General features: G+C 66.8%; 2 protein-coding genes. One reads left to right on the forward strand and one right to left on the reverse strand.

From position 1 onward, the window contains the following. The coding region (locus EOA28_RS36350) for a cell cycle transcriptional regulator TrcR (protein ID WP_128315871.1) at positions 1-343 on the forward strand (343 nt) is incomplete at its 5' end. A 72-nt stretch (positions 344-415) separates the two neighbouring features. Here EOA28_RS36350 and EOA28_RS36355 read toward each other — a convergent pair. Then, positions 416-1,135, reverse strand: a complete 720-nt coding sequence (locus tag EOA28_RS36355) for a YafY family protein (RefSeq protein WP_042641559.1) — start codon at positions 1,133-1,135, stop codon at positions 416-418. Positions 1,136-1,197: the final 62 nt, after the last annotated feature.

Here is a 1,197-nt window from a genome sequence, read left to right on the forward strand (position 1 = left end):
GCTCAAGGATGCGCAGATTGCCCGTCTCGTAGGCACCACCAAGTCGACCATCGAGCAGATCCGCGAGCGCAAGCACTGGAACTCGGCCAATCTGCAGCCGATGGATCCGGTGACGCTCGGCCTCACCTCGCAGATCGACCTCGACCTCGAGGTCAACCGCGCCTCGCGCGGCCGCGAGCAGCCGCAGCCCGTCGGCGACACGCTGCTGCCCGCCGCCCTCACCGAACGGCTGGTGCCGGCGCCGGAGAAGCCGAAGGATGAAGACCAGGAGCTCGATGCCAACGCGGTGTTCGCCAAGCTCTCGGCGCTCAAGTCGAAGGACAAGGATGAAGGCGAGGAGTGAGCCTTCCGGAGCGCTCAACAAAAAAGCCCGCTTCGAGCGGGCTTTTTTGTTGGACAATGGCTTGGGAGGAAGTCACGTCCGCGCGGCGCGGTCGGGCGCCATGCCGTAATCCTCCGAGCGCTCGACAGCTCGGTAGAAATCGGCGAGCTGCTTGCCGCGCTCCGGCTTGAAGGTGCGGCCGGCGATGACGACCGAAGCGATGCGGTCGATGCGGAAGGCGCGGAAATCGTCGCGCATCTCGCACCAGGCAACCAGGGTCCAGACCTTGCCCCAGAACCACAGGCCGAGCGGCCTGATGTCGCGCGCGGTGCCGCGCCCGGCCTCGTCGGAATAGTCGATGGTCAGCACCTGGCGTTTCTCGACCGCGCGCTCGATCAGGTCGATCGCCTCGCGCGCGGCGTCGCTCACCACCCACATCGGCGTGTGGATCTCGGTGCGGGCGATGCGGTCCTTCTCGGTATCGGGAAGCACCGCGCCGATCTTGACCAGCGCCTCGTCGGCGGCCCTTGCCATCGCGGCGCCGCCAAAGGCGCGCACCATGCGGGCGCCGGCAACCAGCGCCACGATCTCGTCACGTGTGAACATCAGCGGCGGAAGGTCGAAACCTTCCCTCATCATGTAGCCGACGCCCGCTTCGCCGTCGATCGGCACGCCGGTCGACTGCAGGTCGGCTATGTCGCGGTAAATGGTGCGCTCGGAAACCTCGAGCCACGTGCCGAGCTTCTGCGCGGTGACCAGCCGGCCACCCCGCAAATGCTGCACGATCTGGAAAAGCCTGTCGGCGCGGCGCATCGGTTTCTCCCCCGGGGTTTATGGCTTTAGCCCTTCGCGCTTGCGCGCGGTCGGCACCAGCA

It is taken from the genome of Mesorhizobium sp. M2A.F.Ca.ET.067.02.1.1 (assembly GCF_004023285.1).
Lineage (GTDB): Bacteria > Pseudomonadota > Alphaproteobacteria > Rhizobiales > Rhizobiaceae > Mesorhizobium.